14 protein-coding genes and 1 pseudogene are annotated in these 20,245 nt (G+C 57.1%); 5 read left to right on the top strand and 10 right to left on the bottom strand.

Features of this window, described 5'->3' with window-relative positions; translation table 11 throughout:
- Nucleotides 1-242 precede the first annotated feature (242 nt).
- The 4 genes from Poly51_RS07205 to Poly51_RS07190 all read right to left on the bottom strand — a co-directional run bounded on the left by Poly51_RS07205 (nucleotide 243) and on the right by Poly51_RS07190 (nucleotide 3,901).
- Complete coding sequence (locus tag Poly51_RS07205; RefSeq protein WP_146455815.1) at nucleotides 243-428, bottom strand: hypothetical protein; 186 nt, start codon at nucleotides 426-428, stop codon at nucleotides 243-245.
- A gap of 139 nt (nucleotides 429-567) precedes the next feature.
- Entirely contained in the window at nucleotides 568-1,773 is a 1,206-nt protein-coding gene (locus tag Poly51_RS07200; RefSeq protein WP_146455813.1) for a DUF1559 domain-containing protein, read from the bottom strand.
- Between the two features lie 192 nt (nucleotides 1,774-1,965).
- Entirely contained in the window at nucleotides 1,966-2,682 is a 717-nt protein-coding gene (locus Poly51_RS07195) for an SGNH/GDSL hydrolase family protein (RefSeq protein WP_146455812.1), read from the bottom strand.
- A gap of 139 nt (nucleotides 2,683-2,821) precedes the next feature.
- Nucleotides 2,822-3,901 (bottom strand): TIGR00266 family protein, encoded by a 1,080-nt coding sequence (locus Poly51_RS07190; RefSeq protein WP_246114321.1) that lies wholly within the window; start codon nucleotides 3,899-3,901, stop codon nucleotides 2,822-2,824.
- A gap of 242 nt (nucleotides 3,902-4,143) precedes the next feature.
- Between Poly51_RS07190 and Poly51_RS07185 the strand changes: the two genes are divergently transcribed.
- Nucleotides 4,144-5,535: a Gfo/Idh/MocA family protein gene (locus Poly51_RS07185; protein ID WP_246114320.1), complete on the top strand. Its 1,392-nt coding sequence runs from the start codon at nucleotides 4,144-4,146 to the stop codon at nucleotides 5,533-5,535.
- Between the two features lie 85 nt (nucleotides 5,536-5,620).
- On the opposite strand, the gene Poly51_RS07180 is transcribed toward Poly51_RS07185, so the two are convergent.
- A complete protein-coding gene (locus tag Poly51_RS07180; protein WP_146455809.1) occupies nucleotides 5,621-6,658 on the bottom strand; it encodes an extracellular solute-binding protein in 1,038 nt (345 codons plus the stop codon).
- On the opposite strand from Poly51_RS07180, the gene Poly51_RS07175 reads away from it, so the two are divergent.
- Entirely contained in the window at nucleotides 6,646-7,917 is a 1,272-nt protein-coding gene (locus Poly51_RS07175; protein WP_146455808.1) for a hypothetical protein, read from the top strand. The two genes, Poly51_RS07180 and Poly51_RS07175, sit on opposite strands and share 13 nt — an antisense overlap.
- On the opposite strand, the gene Poly51_RS07170 is transcribed toward Poly51_RS07175, so the two are convergent.
- A complete protein-coding gene (locus Poly51_RS07170; RefSeq protein WP_146455806.1) occupies nucleotides 7,892-8,686 on the bottom strand; it encodes a class I SAM-dependent methyltransferase in 795 nt (264 codons plus the stop codon). The genes Poly51_RS07175 and Poly51_RS07170 overlap by 26 nt on opposite strands.
- Before the next feature lie 140 nt (nucleotides 8,687-8,826).
- On the opposite strand from Poly51_RS07170, the gene gap reads away from it, so the two are divergent.
- Nucleotides 8,827-9,816 carry a type I glyceraldehyde-3-phosphate dehydrogenase gene (gap, locus tag Poly51_RS07165; RefSeq protein WP_146455804.1) on the top strand — a complete coding sequence of 330 codons (990 nt, stop codon included), beginning with the start codon at nucleotides 8,827-8,829 and terminating at the stop codon, nucleotides 9,814-9,816.
- A 150-nt stretch (nucleotides 9,817-9,966) separates the two neighbouring features.
- Here gap and gyrA read toward each other — a convergent pair whose 3' ends face one another.
- On the bottom strand, nucleotides 9,967-12,834 hold the full coding sequence (gyrA, locus tag Poly51_RS07160) for a DNA gyrase subunit A (protein WP_390621773.1): 2,868 nt from the start codon (nucleotides 12,832-12,834) through the stop codon (nucleotides 9,967-9,969).
- A 212-nt stretch (nucleotides 12,835-13,046) separates the two neighbouring features.
- Here gyrA and Poly51_RS07155 point away from each other — a divergent pair, with 212 nt between their 5' ends.
- On the top strand, nucleotides 13,047-13,706 hold the full coding sequence (locus Poly51_RS07155; RefSeq protein WP_146455802.1) for an MOSC domain-containing protein: 660 nt from the start codon (nucleotides 13,047-13,049) through the stop codon (nucleotides 13,704-13,706).
- A gap of 12 nt (nucleotides 13,707-13,718) precedes the next feature.
- Here Poly51_RS07155 and Poly51_RS07150 read toward each other — a convergent pair whose 3' ends face one another.
- The 3 genes from Poly51_RS07150 to Poly51_RS07140 form a co-directional block, all read right to left on the bottom strand.
- Complete coding sequence (locus tag Poly51_RS07150) at nucleotides 13,719-15,143, bottom strand: DUF1501 domain-containing protein (RefSeq protein WP_146455800.1); 1,425 nt, start codon at nucleotides 15,141-15,143, stop codon at nucleotides 13,719-13,721.
- A gap of 3 nt (nucleotides 15,144-15,146) precedes the next feature.
- The gene (locus Poly51_RS07145) at nucleotides 15,147-18,191 is read right to left on the bottom strand and encodes a PSD1 and planctomycete cytochrome C domain-containing protein (RefSeq protein WP_186775404.1); all 3,045 of its coding nucleotides are present in this window, start codon (nucleotides 18,189-18,191) and stop codon (nucleotides 15,147-15,149) included.
- Nucleotides 18,192-18,291: 100 nt separating this feature from the next.
- The gene (locus Poly51_RS07140; protein WP_146455795.1) at nucleotides 18,292-19,503 is read right to left on the bottom strand and encodes a DUF1559 family PulG-like putative transporter; all 1,212 of its coding nucleotides are present in this window, start codon (nucleotides 19,501-19,503) and stop codon (nucleotides 18,292-18,294) included.
- 195 nt (nucleotides 19,504-19,698) lie between these two features.
- On the opposite strand from Poly51_RS07140, the pseudogene Poly51_RS07135 reads away from it, so the two are divergent.
- Nucleotides 19,699-20,241, top strand: a pseudogene (locus Poly51_RS07135) (aminotransferase class I/II-fold pyridoxal phosphate-dependent enzyme); the annotation flags it as partial.
- Between the last annotated feature and the right edge of the window lie 4 nt (nucleotides 20,242-20,245).

Here is a 20,245-nt window from a genome sequence, read left to right as displayed (position 1 = left end):
CGACGGTCCTTCGACAAGGTGTTCGAGGTGCGGAGCGACGATGATAGCTCAACGTGACGACGATTGCCTCTTCATATGAAATCGCCGCAGCATACAAACGCGGTCCGTCCAAAGGGTGCTGCCGACACAGGCCGTCCGCTTCCGACGAACTATCCATAAATAAAGGAGGCCGTTCATTCTGAACGGCCTCCTTCGTTAATTCACGCGTTCGTCAACGCAATTCAGGGTGTCAGAAACGACGCCTACTTACCGTAGGGATCCGCTGCCTCTTGTTCTAACATCGCTCCGTAATCTTCCATCTCTTGAGTCGCATCTACGGGTTGGATGATCACTTCGTTTTCTTCTGTTCCGCATCCGACAAGGGTCAAAACCAATGCGAAAGCAGGAACGATCGTCAGGAAGCGAAGGAAGTCTTTGGTTGTTTTCATAGTTTAAATGCTCGTGACCAGGTTCACAAAGTCGGGAAGTAGGAGAGAGAGGATGTTATCAAAAAATCAGAGCGGCTTCGCTCGAAAGTGAAGCCGCTCTGATCGGATTAGTCACCGAAGTCGAAAACTTCGCCAGACTCTAATTCGTGTCCAAGGACTTCGTCTCTTTACTGGCTCTGGTACCAAGAGCACCCCAAAGACCGAACGGACTTTCGGCGCCCGCATTGCCAGGATTGTGGTCCTTGTAAACGGTGTGGGCACGAGAATCACCTGCCTCAATCGAGTCGGTGATGAATTGCACCGCACCGTCAGCCATCAACACGTGAACACCACCTTGGTGCCGTGAACTTGGCGGGTACATGCCCCAAGAGCTATCATTTGCAACACGGGCGACACATTCACTGTTGGGTGGAAGAATGGTATTCATCCCCGAGTGGTGCATTTCACCGTCGGCCCAGTGATAACCACGTGCCCAACTGGCTCGTGCTCCGTCACCCGCGGCATTGTCGACTACCAAGTTTTCGCCGGGCAACCAAAAGGTAGGACGCAGTGGGTCCATCTTGTTGTTGTCCTTTGCCCAAGAAGGATTGTCACGCAAAGGACCGGATCCCGGACCATCGATCGGCGACGTACGAATGTCGCGGTCACCCAAGTCGGTTGCAATTTCGCCAGCGGCGATTGTGTTGGACAGTCCGTCTAGAATGTCGCGGAATCTCATGTATTCACGAGCAACGAAGACACCACGGCCGGCAACGCGAATTTGCTCGGCTCGAGCGCTTTGAACCACCATGGGATTGGATCCACCCCAAGCACCGACTTCGCCATACTCAACGGCATCACCTTGGCACGCCGCGTAATTGGTTCGGCCGAGTGCCGGCAGTCCCCTACCCGGATCGCTTGGGCATCGCAGTGCCGGCAATTCGGTAATCCAGGGAATGTAATCACCGCGCCAAGGTTGGGGGCCCATTGGCGGCCAAGGACCCGCGCCACGCAGCGAACCATCCGGCAGGATCGCCAGTGGGTTAACGATTTGCTCCCACACCGCTTGCTGTTCGATGAACGGCAGGATTTGAGGAAGCCAACCCAAACGCAGTTGATTCCCGCCTTGGTTTCCACCGACGGCATTGTTGGTGCCCCCCTTCTGGGCTGGAAGCTTTTTATAAGCCGAGTGGTAGTTGTGGAGCGCGAGCCCAATTTGCTTGAAATTGTTGCTACAGCTCATTCGACGGGCGGCTTCTCGAGCCGCCTGCACCGCTGGCAACAGCAGCCCGACAAGGACTCCGATGATCGCGATGACGACTAGCAATTCCACCAAAGTGAAACCGCGACTTTGAGATCTCTTCATCTTCTTAACTTCTCCAAAAGAACAATAAAAACGCGACGTCGTACCTGCAGCCTGCTGCTGCGGTTGAAAATACGCCACACGCTGCCATGATACGTAGGTGATGATGCTTTTAAACCCGGGCCTCAAATTTAATCTACGAAAATTTCCAAAAAACCGAAGATTCAAGGGTACTATCGCCCGTTTCCGGAAACTTTAGGAACCGTTTGCAGACGACACAGTCAAATCGACGGGGTTTCGGCCAATCAACGGAGCAATCACTCGAGCGATGTGCTTGGCGATGATGGCGTTTCCTTCGGCGCTGGGGTGGACACCATCGGCGCTCATCCAGCTAGGTTCGCCGCGGAGTATCTGTTGCAGGTCGACAAGCGTAACGTCGTGCTTGGCGACGACTCGAATCGCTGCTTGTTGGTATGCGCTCACCAGAACTGGTAGTCCTCCCGCGGCATCGTAGAGTTCTCGCGGGTGCCGCTTGAAAAAGGCTTCTTCGCGAATCGGCGGCAACGTACACAGCACGACTTCGGCATCTTGCTTTCGACACGCGTCGATGATGGCTTCCAGGTTCTTTTCGTACTGCTGTGGCGGGACATGTTTCGTCGCATCGACTCGCAAATCGTTCGTGCCGAAAAACACGACCACTGCATCCGGATTCTTGCTCAAGACATCGGCTTGCATTCGACGCAGTCCCTCGCCCGACGTGTTTCCGGCTACGCCCGCGTTGGTGGTTTCGACATCCAGCATTTGCCCCAAAATAGACGGATATCCTCGCTTAGTGATGCTGTCACCAAAACAAACCACCATCCAACGCGAAGACGGATCCGCCGTTTCCCCAGCGTCGTCCACAAATGCCGTCGTCGCCGTCACAACAACGATGGTGGCAAAAATTCCGAGTCTCGAAGTCTGCCAAATCATGATCGATACCGTCGTTTCCTCACCGGTGACTTCCGGATCCGCGAAATGGATGGTGCCAGATCTAGCAGCTCAACGAAACCATGTGAAGATTGCTTTCGGTGTCGGGGATCGTCCCGGATCGTCCGATCGTCGATGGGAATCAGTCACCCATGAACATCTCACCGAGTCCGCCGAGCACGGACCCTTCGCCCTTGCGCGATCCACCGCCGATGCCGGGCATGCTGCTGGCGACTCGTCCGGCCAAGCGGCTGAACGGCAACGATTGCAACCACACCGGACCGGGACCGGTGACCGTGGCCAAGAACAGTCCTTCGCCGCCAAAGAACGCGTTCTTCAGCCCGCCGACAAACTGGATGTCGTAGTTGATCGACGGGCCCAGCGCCATGATGCACCCGGTGTCGACTCGCAATTGTTCGCCCTGGTTCAATTCGCGGTACATCATGGTGCCGCCGGCGTGGACGATCGCGATTCCGTCACCCTTGAGTCGCTGCATGATGAAGCCTTCGCCGCCGAATAGCCCGGCGCCGATCTTCTTCTGAAATGCGATATCGATTTTGATGCCGCGAGCGCCGCAAAGAAACGCGTCCTTCTGGCAAATGATCTCGCCACCGAGTTGGTCCAAGTGCATCGGGATCATCCGACCCGGGTAGGGCGAACCGAACGCGACCTTTGCTTGGCGTGGGCCCATGTTGGTGAAGGTCGTCATGAACAAGGACTCGCCCGTCAGCACGCGCTTGCCGGCTGACATCGCTTTGCTTAAGAAGCCCTTGTCTTGCTGTGACGGATCGCCAAGCACCGTCGCCATTTCGATACCGGCGGTCATATACATCAGTGCACCGGCTTCGGCGATCGTCTGCTCGCCCGGGTCCAACGTGATTTCGACATACTGTGCCTCGTGACCAAAGATCTCGTAGTCGATTTCGTCGGCGTTTCGGGCTCGCCCGTCATTGGATTGGCCGCCCCGCATCGACACCTGGGCGGTCGCGATCTCGTTGTTGCCCGCCATGAAGTCGTTGTCACCGTCGGCAGCGGAATTGGCCATCGGCGCTGACGACTCTGCCACGCGACCCGTGATCGGCTGCATCGCAAAGGGTTCGTCGGATTCGTCCGATCCGGGGATGCCGAAATTGCTGCCGCACGCTTTGCAAACCACCTTGCGGCCGATCATCGAGGCTTCGCCACGGTACTGTTTTCCGCACTGGGGACAATTGAAAAGCATCGACAAGACCTCGAAATTCGTTTTTTGGGGGGAATGTACAGCGGCGATCGGCACCGATGGCGGCCGTCCAATTTACCCAGGCCGAATCGGTCACGCCCTGGGGCGCTCGATCGAAGAAAATCATTGGGACGATGGAAACTCTACCGTCACAGAGGGTAAACTGTGGGGATCAGATAAGCCTCACTTGGCTTTTTGCCCGCCTCGATGCCCCACCGACATTCCCGATTTTAAGGCTTTTAACCTTGTCCGACAGCAAACAACAACGGCGCCAGTTCTTAAAGACGACGGCCATTGCCGGGACCGCCGCATCGGTCCCCTACTTCACTTCCGGTTCCAAAGCTTCGGCCCAAGAAACGAAGTCCGATGATAATCGCATGACAATCGGCGTGATCGGTTCGGGCGGTATGGCCAGCGGAAATATGAACGCGGCCAAGAAGTGGGTCGAAGTCGTTGCGATCGCCGATGTCGACAAAGGCCGCGCCGACAAGTTCAACAAACAATTCTCCGACGGCAATGCGGACGTCTACGAAGACTACCGCGAAATTCTTGAGCGCGACGACATCGACGTGATCCATGTCGCGACGCCAGATCACTGGCACACCAAACCGCTCATCGAAGCGATGTTGGCCGGCAAGGATGTGTACTGCGAAAAGCCGCTGACGTTGACCATCGACGAAGGCAAACTGATCCGCAAAGTTCAAAAAGAAACGGGCCGCGTCGTTCAAGTTGGAACGCAGCAACGAAGCACGTTCAACCTATTCGTCAAAGCGATGGCAATTGTCAACGAAGGTCGCGTGGGTAAGATCCAACGCGTCCAAGCTGCGATTGGCGGCGCGCCCTCGTGCGATCCGATCCCGGTTGCCGAAGTCCCCGAAGGACTGAACTGGGATCGCTGGCTCGGCCCGGTACCAAGTGTCGCCTATCGACACACCGCGGCCGGTGACAAGAAGGGACGCGGAAACACGAATTGTCATTACGAGTTCCGTTGGTGGTACGAGTACTCGGGTGGCAAGTTGACCGACTGGGGCGCTCACCACGTCGACATCTGCAACTGGGCGCTCAAGCTGAACGGCCAGACCGAAGGTCCAACGTCGATCAGCGGAACTGCAAAGCACCCGGTTGAGTTCAAAAACGGTATGCCGGTCGAAAACGATCGTTACAACACCGCAACCAACTTCTTGTTCAACGTCGCTTACCCAGGCGGCACCGAAATGGTGATTCGCAATGACACCGACAACGGCGTCTTGATCGAAGGCGACAAGGGCAAGATCTTTGTGAACCGCGGCAAGCTGGTCGGCAGCCCCGTGGATGATTTGAAGAACAACCCGCTTCCCGATGACGCGATCAGCAAGGTGTATCGCGGCATGCCGATGGAGCACAACGAACGGGCTCAGCACTGGGCCAACTTCCTGCACTGTGTCAAGACGCGCGAGACACCGATCAGCGACGTACACACTCACATGGAAATGTTGAACGTGTGTCACCTCGCGGGCATCTCGGCAAGACTTGGCCGTGACTTGAAGTGGGACAACGCCACCGAGCAAATCATCGGCGACGAAGAAGCCAACGCGATGCTGGCCCGTCCGTACCGCGAAGGTTACGAAATCGAAATGCGTCAACCGGCGCTAAGCTAAGCGATCGCGTCGTTCGGGATACTTGAGAATCAATCTCGCACGGTGTTGCCGTGCGAGATTTTTTTGACCATTCGCTGAGTCACGATCACTCGAAGATCGCCTGCACGTCTTTGGCCCACGATTCCCATTCGTCGGCCGCGTCTTCGAAAGGTGCCCGCATCCATCGAATCGGATTCTCGGGCAAGACCCGCGGCGGAAACTTGCTGCCGCGGCTGATGGGAAGCTGGCTGCTGTCGCCCATCGCCAAACGGTCTTCGGTTTCGGGCGTCACCAAGTAGTCGGCAAGTTTGCCGGCGGCGATCGGGTGCGGTGCGTCTTTTAAGATCGCGATCGTGTTGGGAATCCGAAGCGTGCCAGGTTCGTCGGATGCTTGATCGGGGTAGACGATCGCGACGGGAAAATGCTGATCCTTTTCGATGATCGCGTCGTCGGTGTCGGTCAAACCCCAAGCGACGGTGCCGGCCGATACCGCCAGTGCCACTTGTTTGTTGCCCGATAAGATCTTGGCGTTCGCCGCAATCGCGCGAAGCTGGCCCAGCGTCGCGTCGCGTCCATTGATTTCGCGAAGCACCGCAAAATGTGTCGCCGTGGTTCCGAACAAAGGCCGAGCCATCGCGCAGTTGCCCGCCCATTTCGGATCGGCAAGTTCGGCAACCGAAGTCGGATACGTCGACGGGTCCGGCAACAATTTGGTGTTGACGACAAGAACGCGAGCTCGCGCCGCGAAACCGCACCACGTCCCGTCGGTGGACATCATGTCGCGAGGATATCCGCCGTCGACGTTCCAATCATGACGCGCCAACAACCCCAGCTTCTGTAGCCGAACCGTGTGCATGATCTCGTTATTCCAAAACAAGTCACAGGTCGGCGATGGTTGTTCTGCGATGATCTGATTGACCAAACCGACGGTCTTGGTCGACTCAACGTCAAACTTGGAAATCACACCGGTATCGTGATCGGTCGTCCGCTCGAATGCGTCCAGAATCGGCATCGCGAATTCTTGATCGAGAGCCGAATAGACGACGACGTCGCTTTCCGCTTTGGGGACACAGCCCGCCAACGCGACGACGCTCGCCAACCCGATCAAGCGAAAGAAGTTAGAATGATGGAATGAATCGAACATGGATCTTTGCAGTCTTGATTTGCGGATGGTGCTGGACCGGCGCACCGATGTTCGCAGCCGAATTGGTTCGCGTCGACGGTCGTTTCATCGAGTTGACCACCGACTTGGAATCGCGTGACGAAGCCGACGCCTTGGTGGCTTCGTTCGACGCCGCCGTGGATCAGTGGACATCGTTTTGGAATCTGTCATCCGATTCGGTGGCCGATTGGAAGGTTTCCGCGATGGTGATGCGTGACAAATCGCACTTCGCCGCGGAAGGTCTGATCCCCGATCACGTCCCCGATTTCCCGTACGGGTACGCCTATAACGATTCGGTTTGGGTGATGGCTCAACCGAGCCAGTATTACACACGGCATCTGTTGTTGCACGAAGGCGTCCACTCGTTAGCGTTTCACTGTTTCGACGGAGCCGGACCGACGTGGTTCATGGAAGGCACCGCCGAACTGTTGGCAACCCACACCGGCGACGGCAAATTGATTCGAACCATCACCGTTCCCACCGACCGCGACGACGTACCGTATTGGGGACGATTCAAGAAATTGAACCAAGTACGGACCGATGGCAGCGTCCCACCCATCGAAACGGTGATGGCGTATCCGCCAACGTTGTCGGGCGATGTCGAGACCTATACCCTTAGTTGGGCTGCAGCATCGTTGTTCGCCGGCTACCCCGAATATCGCGAGACGTTCGAGTCCGCGGTTCAAAGCGGCCGCGATTCGGGCCCAACTTTTAATCGTCAGTTTTATTCTCGTTTGTCGAAAACTTGGCCCATCGTGGCAGCCCGTTGGCGCATCTTGGCGAACGATTTCGATTTCGGTTTCGATTGGGAACAACAACGGCTTTCGATTTCCACGTCCGATCCATTGTGGGATGGCAAACCGATCAAGTTTTCGGTTCGCTCCGACGTCGGTTGGCAGTCGCCGGGAATTCGCATCCCCGCGGGTGCCAGTGTGAAAATAGAAGCGACCGGACAAGTTACCTTGGCCGACGAACCGAAGCCCTGGATCAGCGAGCCGCCCGGGGTCACGATCGACTACGTCGGTGGACGTCCGCTGGGTCAATTGATCGCGTGTGTACTTCCGAACCAAACGCCTCGCGAAGGGAACCTGCCGCCGTTAATGGTCCAAACGGTTGGCAACGATTCAGTCATCGAAGTTGAAAGCCACAGTTGGTTGCTGTTCAAAGTCAACGACGCCGTCGGCGATCTCGGGAACAACCGCGGTACCTACGAACTCACGATCTTGTCGCCACCACGATGAAACCGCCCGCGACGCCGCCTCGGCCCAGAATGCGATCCGCTTCGATCGACAACCGCAAGCAACGATCAACCGACCAGCCGCTGGAGCTTAAATCTCGCACCAACTCGGTTCGCGAAAATCGGTGCATGAACATGCCGCTTAAACCACGATACGCATACGTCGAATCACCAAACTCGTAGTGCTTTTTTTGGATCGATCGCAATCTCGAACGGATCAGCGATCCATATCCGCCCGGTTCGCACATCGCCGCCCATCGGTTGTGCACGTGGATCACGAACTTGCCGCCCGGCCGAACAATTCGGGCAATGTGCCGAAGGAATGTTCGCCGATTCGATCGCCCTTGAATCATGCCCATCGTTGCAAACAAGCACACCGCATGATCGGCCGCTCCGTCCGCGATGCCACCCAGATCGACCAAGTTGGCTTTCACCGGATAGACCGACCCCGGCGATGACTCGGCCGCGTACTTTTCGGCTGCGATTTTGTGGACCAGAACGTTCAGCATCGGCTCACTCAAGTCGATTCCGATCACGTCATAGCCGCGTCGGGCCAGCGGCAAAGCCGTCCTGCCGGTGCCACATCCGAGATCCAGGACCATTTCCCGGCGCGAATCCGCTTCTTCCACGCCCGGAAACTCATTTAAGAGAATTTCGGCGTCTACCTGGCAAACCGCTGCATCTTCCACAAACGCGTCATAGTGGTCCGCGATCGACCGTTGATGGACGTATTGCCAAGTTCCCGGGGCGACACCGGGGGGGCGGCTCCACAATGGAGGCGTACTTGATGGCGGGGGCTGTTTCACTTTTCGTGTCGCTTCCTATAATTCGCGGCTAAAGAATCTTTGGTGGGCCGTTCGCCGTCCTAAGAAAGATCGTTCCTCGAACACAATCAGAATAAGGTAACGCACACATGATTAAGGTCGGCATCAACGGATTTGGTCGGATCGGACGTATGGTCTTCCGCGCTTCGGTCAATCGTACCGATATCGATGTTGTGGCAATCAATGACTTGCTCGACGTCGACTACCTGGTCTACATGCTCAAGTACGACTCGGTCCACGGCCCATTCGAAGGCGAAGTTTCGCACAAAGATGGCAACCTGATCGTTAACGGCAAGACGATTCGCGTCACCGCTGAAACCGATCCAACCAAGTTGGCTTGGGGAGCCGTCGGCGCCGACATCGTTGTCGAATCGACCGGCATCTTCTTGACCGGCGAATCGGCTCAAGGCCACATCGACGCCGGTGCAAAGAAAGTCGTCATGTCGGCACCGTCGAAGGACGACACCCCGATGTTCGTCATGGGAGTCAATTGCGACTCGTATGCCGGCCAAGCCATCGTCAGCAACGCTTCGTGCACCACCAACTGCTTGGCACCGCTTGCCAAAGTGTTGAACGACAACTTCGGCATCAAGCGTGGTTTGATGACGACCGTTCACGCGGCAACCGCAACGCAAAAGACCGTTGACGGACCGTCGAAGAAGGATTGGCGCGGCGGACGCGGCATTCTGGAAAACATCATTCCGTCCAGCACCGGTGCCGCCAAGGCCGTCGGGAAGGTCATTCCCGAACTCAACGGCAAGTTGACCGGCATGGCTTTCCGCGTCCCAACCTCGGACGTTTCGGTGGTCGACTTGACCGTCGAACTGGAAAAGGAAGCCACCTACGCCGACATCTGTGCGGCGATGAAGAAAGCTTCGGAAGGCCCGCTCAAGGGCATCATGGGTTACACCGAAGACTTGGTCGTCTCGACCGACTTCCGTGGCGACGCTCGCACTTCGATCTTCGACGCCAACGCCGGCATCCAATTGGACAAGACATTCGTCAAGGTCGTGTCGTGGTACGACAACGAATGGGGATACAGCAACAAGGTCCTGGACCTAGTCGCCAAGATCGCATAATTCGATCGCATAGCGAATTCAAAAGACGAAAGGGTTCGGCATTCTTGCCGAACCCTTTTTTCGTTTTACGGTTGCAATTGCTTTGGCCGCAGAACGCTTATCCCGGGCCACAGGTCACCACGACCTGTGCTGTCAATCGGATCTGACGCCCTATTCGTCTCCGGACGTTTCGTCTTCGGATTCATTTTCGTCGTCCGAATTCGAATCACGATCATCGTTCATCTCGGCACCGTCTTCATCACCGTCACCGACTAACTGGGTCGCTGGTGATGTCGATGCCGTCACGATTTGCTCGGTTTCTTCGGACACTTCTTCGGCGGGAACTCGAACGACGGCGATCAAGCTGTCACCATCGTCAACGCTCATGATTCGGACGCCTTGCGTGTTACGACCAATGACGCTGATGTCGGAAGCCTCGATCCGTTGGATCTTGCCCTTCGCCGTCATCATGAAAATCTCGTCGTCGTTGTTGACGCGTGCGATGCCGATCACTTTGCCGTTTCGTTCGCTGGTGCGGATGTCGCGAAGTCCCTTGCCGCCGCGCTTTTGCGTTCGGTATCGGGCGCTCGAGCTGGTTTCTTCTTCGCTGGCTTCCTCATCGTCGCCAAGCACGTTGGGTCCGAACGGAGTTCGTTTGCCGTAACCGTTTTCGCAAACCGTCAACAGTGTCGCATCGGGATCGGCGACCACCATACCGACGACTTCGTCATCACCGACCAAGCCGATGCCTTTTACGCCCGATGTGTTTCGTCCCATCGGCCGCGAATCGGATTCTCGGAACCGGATCGCCATGCCGCCTGCGGTGACCAGGATAACTTCGTCGCCCGGTCCGACCACGGCGGCATCGACCAATTCGTCGTCCTCGCGAAGCTTGATCGCGATGATGCCGCCTTTTTTGGGTCGGCTGTATTGTTCCAGTGGCGTCTTCTTGACCAAGCCTTTGCGAGTCGCCATGGCGACGTAATAGCCTTCTTGGTCAAAGTCGCGGACCGCCAAACACTCGGCGATCTTTTCGTCTTTTTCGAGGTTCAAAAGATTGACGATCGCGCGGCCTTTCGCATCACGTGCCAACTGCGGCAAATCATAGACCTTTTGCCAACGCACTTTTCCGGCCGTTGTCAGAAACAACAGGTACGCGTGCGTGCTGGCGACGAACAGGTGCTCGATGGGATCTTCGTCGTCGCTCTTGGCACCCTTGAGTCCCTTACCGCCGCGCCGCTGAGTGTTGTAGACGCTCGATGGCGTCCGCTTGATGTACCCTTGGTGGCTGATCGAAACGACCATGGTTTCTTCGGTGATCAAGTCTTCCAAGTCGATGTTGCCGAGCTCTTCCATCGAAATGCGAGTGCGGCGGGCGTCACCGAAGCGACGCTTCATGTCTTCGAGATCGTCCTTGATGATGCCGAAGATTCGCGACTGGTTGGCCAAGATGTCCAAGTAGTCGATGATTTCGGCCAGCAACGCCGCGTGCTCGTCGGCCAACTTTTCTTGTTCTAGTCCGACCAACTGGCTCAATCGCATCCGCAGGATTTCGTCCGTTTGGACGCTGGTCAGCGGGTACGAATCGGCCACGCCGCGTTCGGCTTGGAACTGTTTGAAACCGACGTCCCCGAGAGCCCGTTCCATCATCGACGCGGGGCACTGGATGCCCATCAATCGTTGCTTGGCTTCGGGTTGCGTACGGCTTTCGCGGATCGTTTTGATGATCTCGTCGATGTTGGCCAGGGCCAGCAAGAGACCTTCGACGGTGTGCTTACGGCGACGGGCGCGGGCCAGCAAAAACTGGGTCCGGCGACGGATCACGGTGACACGGTGACGGATGAACTCCATCAACATTTCTTTCAGCGTCAACTCGCGCGGCTTGCCGTCGACGAGCGCCAAAAAGATCATCGAGATCGTCGATTGCAGCGGCGAGAACTGATACAGCTGGTTCAGCACCACGTCCGGATCGGCATCCCGTTTGAGCTCGATGACAATTCGCACCGGCTCTTTCAAATCGCTCTCGTCACGGATACCCGAGATGCCCTTGATACGGTCGCCGTTGACCAGTTCGGCGATCTTTTTGACGACGCCGTCACGCGACTGTTGATAGGGAATCTCGCGGATCAGAATCCGCGATCGCGAACCTTTCTTTTCTTCGATCTCGCACTTGCCGCGAACCAGAATCGTGCTGCGACCGGTCTTGTATCCGCGGCGGATTCCCGCGCGGCCGCAAATCACGCCGCCCGTCGGGAAGTCCGGACCGGGAATGATTTCGTATAGGTCCTCGACGGTCAGGTCGGGGTTTTCAACCAGCGCGATCACGGCATCGCAAACTTCAGTCGGGTTATGTGGCGGAATGCTGGTCGCCATCCCAACGGCAATACCACCGGATCCGTTGATCAGCAGGTTCGGGAACTTGCTCGGCAGCACCGTCGGTTCGGTGCGGACTTCGTCATAGGTCGGGGTGTAGTCGACCGTGTCCAGCTTGATGTCTTCCAACATCGCCGCGGCCACGGGTGACAAGCGGGCTTCGGTATACCGCATCGCAGCGGGCGGCAGACCGGCGATCGAACCAAAGTTTCCCTGCTTGTCGATCAGCAGCCGGCGCATGTTCCACTCTTGGGCCATCCGCACCAGCGTCGGATAAATGACCGATTCACCGTGCGGGTGATAGTTACCCGATGTGTCACCCGAAATCTTGGCGCATTTGACTCGCTTGGCACCCGGCGTCAGGTTCAAGTCGTTCATGGCGACCAAAATCCGCCGCTGGGACGGCTTCAAACCGTCGCGGACGTCCGGCAACGCGCGGCTGACGATGACGCTCATCGCGTACACCAGATAGCTGTCGCGAAGCTCGTCCTCGATCGGCTGGTCGATCATCCGGAACGCGCCGGCCCCTGTGCCGGTGTAAACCATGTCACTGCCGCCCGCCTTGACGGGCGGGGTAAAGTCACCGGCGTCACTCGTATCGCCATTGCCGGTCTGGCCAGGCTCGCCGTTCTGGTCGGGCTCACCGTTCTCGCCGGTTTCGTCCATCTCGTTTTCGTCGTTGCCGTCTTCGTCTGCCAAGGGAGAAATCCAGAGAGGAGGTACGCAAAAGGCCGAGGAACCCGACCGCCGATCAATCGCGAAATTCTACCCGATTTACCCCATCCTCACAACGACCCGAAGCGTCAGGGGAGACCGCCAACACTTGTCGCAAACCGTTTCCTGGATGATACTTACGCATCCTCCTTCGGAGCCCATTCATGATCGTGATCGAAAGTATCCAATGCGGCCGAGTCGTCACCGAAGGCGACCCGTTGACCCAAGACCCGACGCGCCGAGAATGGACGACGGCGTTTTACAAAAATCCGATCGACGGTCCCGTGGAAATGAACTCCATGGGGCTGGTCGGCGACTCGGTCGCCAACACGAAGAACCATGGCGGCCGCGATAAGGCGGTGCTCTGTTACGCGGCAAGCCACTACGAAAAATGGGCCGCGGAGTATCCCGAGCTGGGCATGTCGGCAGGCGGTATGGCCGAGAATCTGACGATCGCCGGTCTCGACGAGACAACCGTTTGCATCGGAGACCGCTACACGATTGGCTCAAGTGTCACCGGTACTTGCGTCATCGAAGTCAGCCAACCCAGACAACCGTGCTGGAAGATCAATCGTCGCTGGGGCAACAACACCGTTTTGAAACGTGTCACGCAAACCGGTCGCACCGGTTGGTACGTGCGAGTCATCCAAGGCGGCACGATCGCGGCCGGAAACAAAGTTACCCTAACCGCGCAGCCACATCCGAATTGGCCGGTCGCACGCGTCAGCGAAATCATGCTCGCGAAGACGCCGGACACCGATTCCATCGAAGCGATCAAGAACCTTTCCGAGCTGTCGCCCGATTGGAAAAAGGACTTGCCGTAGGTTCAACACCGCCTACGTCAAGATTTCTTGGATGATCTTGCCCTCAACGTCTGTCAAACGAAACTCGCGGCCCTGATATCGGTACGTCAGCTTTTCGTGGTCCAAACCCAACTGGTGCAGAATGGTTGCGTTCAAGTCATGCACATGGACGCCGTCTTTGACAATGTCCATGCCAAAGTCATCCGTCTCGCCGTGACTGACGCCGCCCCGAACACCACCACCGGTCATCCAGATCGTGAATGCGTCTTTGTGATGGTCGCGACCGGGTGCGGTTTGGCCGGTGCCGCCTTTACTCTGACCGAGCGGCGTTCGCCCGAACTCGGATCCCCAAACCACCAACGTTTCGTCAAGCAGCCCGTGTCGTTTTAGGTCCGTCACTAGCGCCGCCATCGCTTGATCAACGTCACCGCATTTCTGTGGCAATCGCGTTTTCAAATTGTTGTGGTGGTCCCAGTCCGAATCATACAGCTCGATCATCCGTACGCCGCGTTGGACTAATCGCCGGGCCAGCAAACAATTGTTGGCGAAGGATGCTTTGCCCGGTTCTGCACCGTAGGCAGCCAACGTGGCAGCACTCTCGCCGGAGATGTCCATCAGATCCGGAACAGACGTTTGCATCCGAAACGCCATCTCGTATTGGGCGATTCGCGTTTGAATTTCTGGATCCCCCGTTTCGTCTTCGTGCATCGCGTTCATTCGTCCAAGCGTGTCGAGCACGTCGCGCCGATCGCCGGGCGTGTGTCCGGCTGGACTGGAAAGGAACAGCACGGGGTCGCCGGCCGATCGAAACTGGATGCCTTGATAGACACTGGGCAGAAATCCGGTCGACCAAAGACTCGTTCCCGCGCCGCCGGGCGGACCGCTCAACAGCACAACGTAGGACGGCAAGTCTTCGTTCTCGCTGCCCAAACCATACGTCACCCAAGACCCCAGACTAGGCCGCCCGCCACGACCGAAACCGCTGTGCAAAAACATTTGCGCCGGCGCGTGATTGATTTCTTCGGTGTGCATCGAACGCACGATCGCAATATCGTCGGCGACGGTGTGCAAGTGTGGCAACAGTTCTGAAATCGATTGCCCCGATTCGCCGTGGCGATTGAATTTCCACTGCGACGCCGCCAGTGTCGATGTTTTGCCGAGAAACGCAAAGTCTCGCCCCGCCGTTACCTCCGGCGGACACGGTTTGCCATCCCATTTCGATAACAACGGTTTGTGGTCAAACAAATCCAACTGCGAAGGCGCGCCGACCATGTGCAGATAGATGATGTTCTTGGCCCGCGGTCCAAAGTGCGACGGTCGCACCGCGTGCGGATTTTCGATCTCGGCTGCTTCGCTGGTTTCGGATCCCAACAATCGGGCAAACGCCAGTCCGCTCAAACCGGCACCGCCGAATCGAACAAATTCACGACGACCGATGTTTGGTTTCCGCGATTCCATGATTCACTCCTTGGTGATCGTTTCGTGCAAATTCAGCATCACGTTGGCGACACCGAACCAAGATGCAAATTCGATTTCGGATACACCGTCGAGTTGTTGCCCAACCGCCAACTGTTTGGCTCGGTCGGGATGCGCGTCCAATTCGGCCGACTGATTCAACCACAAAGACGACATCGACTGAACTTCGTCGACGTGCGGTTCTCTCGCCACGCATCGTCGAAATTCGTCGTAAATCGTTGACTCAACCGACTGTCGCTTCGCGCTGGTGGCCGCCCGCAGCGCGATCGCCTTGGCTGCCTCGACATAGACCGGATCGTTCAACAGGGTCAACGCCTGCAGCGGTGTATTGCTTCGTGATCGCCGTACCGTACACGCGAACCGGCTCCCCGCGTCAAAATTCGTGAAGCTGGGATACGGTGCGCCGCGTTTGATGACCACGTAAACGCCACGACGATGTTTTTGATTCCCCGGGCTGACGACGTAATCGTATTTCTGTCCACCGACCTTCGTCCAAAGACCATTGGGCTGGTAGGGGCGAATGGGTGGGCCAAAGGAATCAAGCGAAATCAATCCCGAGATCGCCAGCGCGTTGTCGCGGATCGTTTCGGCATCCAAGCGAACTCGCGGCCCCCGCGCGAGCCATCGGTTTTGGTCGTCCCACTCCAACAACTCCGACGAAGTCGCCGACGATTGTTGATAGGTTTTGGACATCACGATCGTCTTGACCAAATGCTTCATCGACCAACCGTGCTGGACAAAATCGACCGCCAACCAGTCCAGCAATTTCGGATGCGAGGGTCGGTCGCCTTTGATCCCAAAGTCCTCTCGCGTGCGAACGATTCCTTCGCCAAACAAATCGGCCCAAATTCGATTGACCGTCACTCGCGCGACCAACGGGTTGGACGGATCGATCAACCATTTCGCCAAGGCCAACCGGTTGCCGCCGGATGACAATTCTTCGATCGAATGCAAGAACGCCGGAGTATCCGGCTGGACCGATTCGCCGCGTGAACGATAGTCGCCTCGCATGAAAACGTACGAGGGTCGCGGTTGATCCAGTTCTGACATCACCTGCGTCGTGTCGGGAGCGACGTCGGACAAGGATCGATCGATTGCCGCGATCTCCTTGTCCAACAGCAGCATCGCGGTGTCGGACTGCGATCGGAAATCGATCAACGCATTGCGATTCTTCGCCGACCATTTTTGGCTGGGTTTGTTCAGCAACGAAACGATCGTATCGGGAATCGTGTCGTGGTCCGGATTGCCCGACACGGCCGACAGTTGCAGACAACCGATTGTTCTCGCGTTGCCAAACCGTTGATCCAAAACAAACTCGACCTCGACGGGCCCATTTTCGTTCAAGGGTTTCTCGAGCGTGAATAGCGCCCAGTGTGGCCGCGAAAACTGGGGCGCGATGGCCCAGCCTGTCTTCTCGATGCCGTCGATCGCCATCGCCACGTCGTACGATCCCTGCGAATGATCGGCACGTGCGCCGACGAAAGAAAGCGGCGTTTTGATGCCGTCACGCCGAACCAAGGATGCCGAAAACTCGTTCAACACAAAATTGTTTCGGACGGGGTCGCCGCGACCGGGGCCAGTCCCGGGCAGCGACGGATCCGTCAATACGTCCAAGCGAATGGCGCGTATGTCCGACGCATCGATCTTTGCCGATATCAGGTATCGGTCCGACGATGGCGGATCGTCACCGACCAACAACACGGCACCGTCGTTGCGAACCTGGTACGAATCGGTCGTTCCTTCGGATTCGAACCCAGTGATCTTCATCACGTGCAATTGGGGGGACTGTTTGAAATCCTTTGCGAGCCGTTTTGCCCAGTCGTCTAAGTCGACTTCATACTTGGATCGCAAGGCCTTGCGTTCAACGACGAGTGGTTTCTTCATCAGTTCCAATTCGCGACGTTTTTGATCACGCGCCGCGTCGGCGATCGGCATGGACGGGCCGAGAAATCGGATCGACGAAATCGTTTTTGGATCCGATCGATCGGCTTCAATTTCGGTTTGGTTGAAGAACGCAGCGAACTGGTAATAGTTCTTGATGGTGAACGGATCAAACTTGTGATCATGGCACTGGGCACACTCAAGCGTTGAGCCCAACCAAACGGTGGCCGTTGTGTTGACGCGATCAAGAACCTGCTCGACGCGAGTTTCTTCCGGCAACGCACCGGCTTCGACGTTCGTCGGAGAACAGCGATGGAATCCGGTCGCCACTTTCTGAGACTCCGTCGCATCGGGTAACAAGTCGCCGGCAAGTTGCTCGATGGTAAATTGGTCGAACGGCATGTCGTCGTTGATCGCACGAATGACCCAATCGCGATACGGCCACAAGTCACGAAGGTCGTCGCGTTGGAAACCATGCGAATCGGCATACCGCGCAAGGTCCAACCAAGGACGCGCCCAGTGCTCGCCGAACTGCGTTCGCGCCAGCAATTGATCGACCACGCGACTGTAGTGCTCGTTCGAAGGATCCGCTTCGAATGCACGCACTTCATCAAGCGATGGTGGAAGTCCGATCAAGTCCAAGTGGACGCGACGAAGAAGCACCGCGGGATCGGCGGCTTCCGACGGCGCCCGACCCAGATCGTCCAACCGCGCCAGCACGAAATGATCGAGGGGCGTTTGGGGCCAATGGCGATCTGAAACGGTGGGCAGCGATGGTCGCGTCGGCAATACGTAAGACCAATGCGGCGGAGGCTGGAAACCATCGGGCCATGTCGCACCGGAAGCGATCCACTTGCGAATCGCACGGACTTCCGATTTCGACAGGGGATCGCCGATCATCGGCATGACTTCGTCATGATTTCGCGGCAACTCGATCCGCCGAACCAACTCGCTGTTGTCGGGATCGTCCGCCTCAAGGATTCCCGATTCCGTCAAGCTTGATTCTTGATCCAACCGCAACCCGGCATCTTGGCGTTCTTCACCGTGACATTCAAAACAGGAACGATGAAGCACGGAATAGATATCCGCGACGAAATCGAACGACTCGGCGGCAAGCGAGACCGATGCCGACCCGGCGACGAACATCATCGTGATCGCAATGCGTACGAGAGTCCTCGGTGATGAATTTGGGTAGTGATCCTGCACGGCGAGAGAATCCAAAATCAGTCGAGAATTGCAATCAGCCCTACTATACCCCATCATCGATGGTTTCCTGTGACGCCCGCGTTCCCATGGCTCCCCAAACGCCGAAGACGCTCGGTTCCCCGGCGGTGCTCGCTGTGGCGACCGATTGTGGGGCGCCGGTATCGATGTTGTTGGTAACCAATCGCACCGCTCCGTCACCCATCAAAATATGGGCGCCGTCGGCGTGCAGGCTGGCCGCCGTCGAGATTCCTTGGGACATATCAGTATGCTGGAAGCAACTCATCTGGTTGGGTGCCAAAATCGCGTTGAAGCTGGTTTGCGTCAGCCGTCCATCGGCCCAAAGTAGACCGCGAAGCATATGAAATTCACCGACATTCACACTCGTTCTCAGACGGGTCGGCCGCAGGGGATCGATCTGTTCCATGCACGCCGTGATCGATACGGCTTGCATACCGATCGAGCTTACCAAACCCGAATACAGAGCGTTGTTGGCGCTCACCAGCGTCGGATCCCAACTTGTCGAGATTTCACCGCACATGATCGTATTGGAAAGTCCATCTGTTACGTCGCGGAATTGCGTCCGGTGGCGAGCCCGAAACATCCCTCGATTATGGTGGCGGGCTTCGACGATGATACTCGCGTCCTGAATCGGAATGACACCCAATAAACCCGCGTTAAAGGACCTGTCCGCTTGGTAGACCCCGATTGAATTGCGGCCTCCCGAGTGGACCAATCTTGTCGAGTCACCGACGCATGCGGCGTAATTAGCCCGTCCGTACTCGTCGGACACGACCGGTTCGCTGGGGCAGCGATAGGTCGGAATGTTTCGTTGCCAGGGATCAAAGTCGCCCACTTCGGGCGCGGGCCCCATCGATTGATAGCGGATTCCCGTGCCATCAGAACCATGAACGACCTGCTCCCATGTCGCCTGTTCGCCGATGAACGGAGTCAACGGCACCAACCACCCCAGCCGCAAGCGGTTGGTCACGGACGCCCGGGTGGCGCTGCGCTGAAACGACATCGTCCCACCCATGCTTTTTGGCAGCTGGCGAAACGCTGAATGGTAATTTTGCAGCCCCAACCCAATCTGCTTCAGGTTATTGGAGCACGTCATCCGACGCGCCGCCTCCCGAGCCGATTGAACAGCCGGCAACAACAGCGCCACCAAGATGCCAATCACGGCAATCACAACCAACAATTCCAACAACGTGAACGCCCGGCGCCCACCGCAATGACGACCAGAGAATTTCAACATCAATCACCCCTCACTAAAACGCCCGTTTCCAGCAACGCACTCGCACCAAAGCCTCGGCTCATGCACCCGAAGTTGACGCGATAGCTTAACTAGTGTCTGTCCGGAAATCACTCCGAGTGCGATTTCCTCGGGGTGAGCTTACGAGTTTCAGTCGCGAAGATTCGGATTCCGAGTAGCGGGCGAAGTGATTTCCGGCTTCTCTACATGTTTTGCGAGCGCGCGATGGACGTCGGTGTCGAGGTCCATTCGATGAGCAAGGGCTACGACATGATCGGTTGGCGGATGGGGTTCGTATGCGGCCACCCGCGGATCGTATCGGCGTTCGCCGACGTCAAAGACAACTCCGACAGCGGCCAGTTTATCGCCACGCAAAAAGCCGCCGCGGCAGCACTGGACGACGACGCGATTCCCGCAAACATCCGATCAAAGTACTTGCGCCGCATGAAGAAGTTGGTCACGGTGCTGAAGGAATGTGGCTTCGAATGCGAAGTCCCCGGCGGTACGTACTTCCTTTACGCCAAGTCACCCTCGGGCACCAAGTCGGGCGAAACGTTTGCCGCCGCCGAAGACGCGACGCGTCACCTGATCGAACAGTTCGGCATCGTCACCGTGCCCTGGGATGACGCGGGAGCGTTCTTGCGGTTCAGCGTCACCTACGTTGCCCCGACCGAAGCCGACGAAGACGCGTTGATGATCGAAACCAAAAAACGCCTCGGCGATGCCGGGCTGGTTTGGTAGACGA

This window comes from Rubripirellula tenax, from assembly GCF_007860125.1.
Classification (GTDB): domain Bacteria; phylum Planctomycetota; class Planctomycetia; order Pirellulales; family Pirellulaceae; genus Rubripirellula; species Rubripirellula tenax.
This window is presented reverse-complemented; position numbering and strand designations above follow the sequence as displayed.